Here is a 3500-nt window from a genome sequence, read left to right as displayed (position 1 = left end):
AAACATAAATATAAAAAAGTCAACAAATAAGATAATTTTTCCTACAGGTATGTTTAGTAAAATTATAGTTATACATGACGATTTATATAATAATATACAAAGTAAGTTTTCAAAAATAAATTTTTATGGATTTGATTATGAAAACTGGCAAAATAGTGCTGATATAACTGAAGCGTTAAAAGAAAAATGTTTTAACCTAGATAGAAAGGATATTAGGTCATATTTTTTAACTTTACCAGATATGTATCTAGTTGAGTTACAGCAAAGTAAAATTCTTCAATTTATGGGTGTTTTCATAGGTGTGATTCTGTTTATGGCAGTTCTTAGTTTTTTGTACTTTAGACTATACACAGATGAACCTTTTGATAAGGTTAAGTACAACAATCTATCAAAAATAGGTATATCTTTTAAAAATATGAATAAGATTGTTAGTATAGAGATAGGGATACTATTTTTTGTACCTTTTATCATAGCTATTATAAATAGCATATTTTCTTTACTCTTTTTAAATAGTGTGCTAAATGATAGTTTTAACTTAAAAATTTTGGGTATATTATTAGTGCTCTCATGTATATATTCACTTTATTTTCATTTGCTAAAGAAATTTTATATTAGAAAAGTTTGGTTTTTTGATTAAAGTGGTATATAATATATATTATAGAAAATTAATATTTAAAAAGTAGTTAATATTAAGGGAGGGCATATGCACCTCCCTTGTAATATGTGGAAAATTAAATATTAGAAGAAGGAGGAGACTTGATGGATAATCAACAATTATTAGGAACAGAACGAATCAGTAAATTACTACTGAAATACTCTATACCGGCAATAATAGGTATGCTGGTAAATAGTCTATATAATGTGGTAGACAGAATTTTTATTGGGAACATACCAGGAGTTGGACCACTTGCAATAACAGGTCTTGGTGTTACGATGCCAATAATGACAATAATACTTGCATTTGGTATGTTGATAGGAATAGGAACAACAACAACTATATCAATAAAACTTGGGCAAGGTAAAGTAGAAGATGCAAGAAAACTTATAGGAAATGCAATGACATTAGCTGTAGTTACAGGAATTATAATAATGATACTTGGGATATTATTTGCGAATAAAATACTTACATTATTTGGAGCAAGTGAAAATACACTAATATATGCAAAGACATATATAAATATCATCTTATTAGGAACAGTAGTAAATCTTCTATCCTTTTCTTTAAATCACTCAATAAGAGCTGACGGTAGCCCTAAGATTTCAGCAGGAATAATGATAATAGGATGCCTAACTAATATAGTTTTAGATTGGATGTTAATATTTGGATTCAATATGGGAATACAAGGAGCTGCAATTGCTACAGTAACTTCTCAAGCTCTTACAGCTATTTTAACTATAGGCTACTATATAAGTGGAAAATCAAATTTAAAATTCAGTAAATCTCATTTAAAATTAGATAAAAGATTAGTAAGCGCAGTCTTTGCAATAGGTATGTCACCATTTGCGATGCAACTTGCAGCAAGTTTAGTTCAAGTAATATCAAATATTGCTCTTAAAGCTCATGGTGGAGATTTAGCTATAGGAGCTATGGCTACAATTTCTTCTATAGCAATGGTATTTTTAATGCCTATCTTTGGAATAAATCAGGGAGCGCAACCCATTATAGGTTTTAACTATGGGGCTGAAAAATACGATAGAGTTAAAAAAGCATACTTAGGTTCATTAGTAGTAGCTACTATAATCTTATGCATGGGCATGGTAGTAATTATGCTTTTCCCAGAGGCAATTATAGGAATATTTAATAAAGACCCTGAACTTATGAGTATATCTGTAGATGGTTTAAAAATATACCTACTTATGTTACCAATTGTAGGTTTATCAATTACAGGAACAAACTTTATACAATCTATAGGTAAAGCAAAAATGGCAATGTTATTAAGTCTTCTAAGACAGGTAATTTTATTGATACCAGCAGTAATAATTCTTCCTACATTCTTAGGTTTAAAGGGTGTATGGACAGCTCAACCAGTATCTGACTTTATAGCTACAGTAATTACAGGTGTAGTAGTATTTAGAGAGTTAAAAAGATATACACCTAAAAGTGAAAGATTAAGCGAAATAACAACTGAATAAAAAGTATAATTTCAGATAAATAAGTAAAAAATTGTAAAAAATACAATTATATGATAAAATAAAACCGCTGTCAAAAAGAAGAGAAATTCTAATTATGGAGTGATTTTATGGAATTTACAAAAAAAAGCAAATTAAAAAATATGTATGTAAACATGAATGTAGCTAGAATGTTGTCTAAGATAAATGAGTATAAGGGTAGACAACTGCTTTACAAAAAACAACCAAAAGAAATTTTAGAAAGTCTAGAAAAAAAATCTTTAGTAGATTGTTCAGAATCTACATATATTGGAAATCAAAAAGAAAGTAATACTTTTAATTTAGAAAAATTAATAAGTAATGAAGTCACACCTAAAAGTAGAGAAGAGTTAAGTATTGTTGAATACAGAGATGTAGTAAAAACTATTAATAGTGCTTATGAGAGTATTCCAATAAGCTCACAAACAATTCTTGAACTTCATGGATACTTATATAAATTTTCATCTACTAGAGGGGGAAGCTATAAATCAGAGAGTGGTTTTTGTGAATACAATTTAAAAAATAGTGACTTTATGAATGTTGATGCAAGTGTTAATAAGGTTGAAAAAGCTGTAGAAGAAATATGTGAAGCTTATAATACATTGATAGATGAGGATGAAATTGATATATTAATATTAATTTCTGCATTTGTGTTAGATTTCATATTGATACATCCATTTAAAGAAGGTAATATAAAAATGGCAAGAGTACTTATATTATTGCTGTTAAATAAAAATGGATACGAAGTTGGAAGATATATAAGTTTAGGAAAAATATTTGATGACAGTTCATATGAGTACTATAGTAACTTAAACTATTTGAAGTCTTCTATAGGGAATGAAAAATCAGATATGAATGCCTGGATTGAATATTTTTTAGAAACCATATTGACTGCATATAAGAAGTTAGATGACAGTTTAAATGTATCTGATAAGAAAAGACAAACAAAAACTAGTAGAATAGAAAAAATAATAAATTCTACTCTTGGATATTTTACAAAAGAAGATATAAAGGACCTATGTCCTGACATTCCAGAGCCTACTATAAATAGAGTTTTTAATAATCTGAGAAAACAAGATAAGATAGAGGTTGTTGCAAGGGGAAGAAGTGCAAAATGGAAGAAGAAGTATTAAAAAATACTTTAATAATTTTAATGGTATAGTGTCAAAGCACTATACCATTTTTTATTGAAATTAGAAATTCTAAAAAGAATTTACATAACTTCATAGAAAACTTATTTTATCTAAAACATTATAAGTAATTGCTTGATTATAATTTTTATATATTTAAAATTACATTGTATAATAAATTATATTTTATTCTTGTATTCTATCAATTTACTTTTTAAGATT

The 3500-nt window shown here is 27.2% G+C and carries 2 protein-coding genes and 1 pseudogene; all 3 read left to right on the top strand.

Translation table 11 applies throughout. The features are described 5' to 3' along the window. Positions 1-637: pseudogene (locus tag KGF50_RS20815) on the top strand (ABC transporter permease); the annotation flags it as partial. Between the two features lie 122 nt (positions 638-759). Then, positions 760-2133: an MATE family efflux transporter gene (locus tag KGF50_RS20810; RefSeq protein WP_227849826.1), complete on the top strand. Its 1374-nt coding sequence runs from the start codon at positions 760-762 to the stop codon at positions 2131-2133. A 107-nt stretch (positions 2134-2240) separates the two neighbouring features. After that, positions 2241-3281 (top strand): Fic family protein, encoded by a 1041-nt coding sequence (locus tag KGF50_RS20805; protein WP_227849825.1) that lies wholly within the window; start codon positions 2241-2243, stop codon positions 3279-3281. The last annotated feature ends 219 nt before the right edge of the window (positions 3282-3500 follow it).

It is taken from the genome of Clostridioides sp. ZZV15-6598 (assembly GCF_020657705.1).
Lineage (GTDB): Bacteria > Bacillota > Clostridia > Peptostreptococcales > Peptostreptococcaceae > Clostridioides > Clostridioides difficile_F.
This window is presented reverse-complemented; position numbering and strand designations above follow the sequence as displayed.

Bases quoted from the DNA above. Each gene is read 5' to 3' on its own strand.
- KGF50_RS20810 (WP_227849826.1), top strand. From the start codon at position 760: ATGGATAATCAACAATTATTAGGAACAGAACGAATCAGTAAATTACTA.
- KGF50_RS20805 (WP_227849825.1), top strand. From the start codon at position 2,241: ATGGAATTTACAAAAAAAAGCAAATTAAAAAATATGTATGTAAACATG.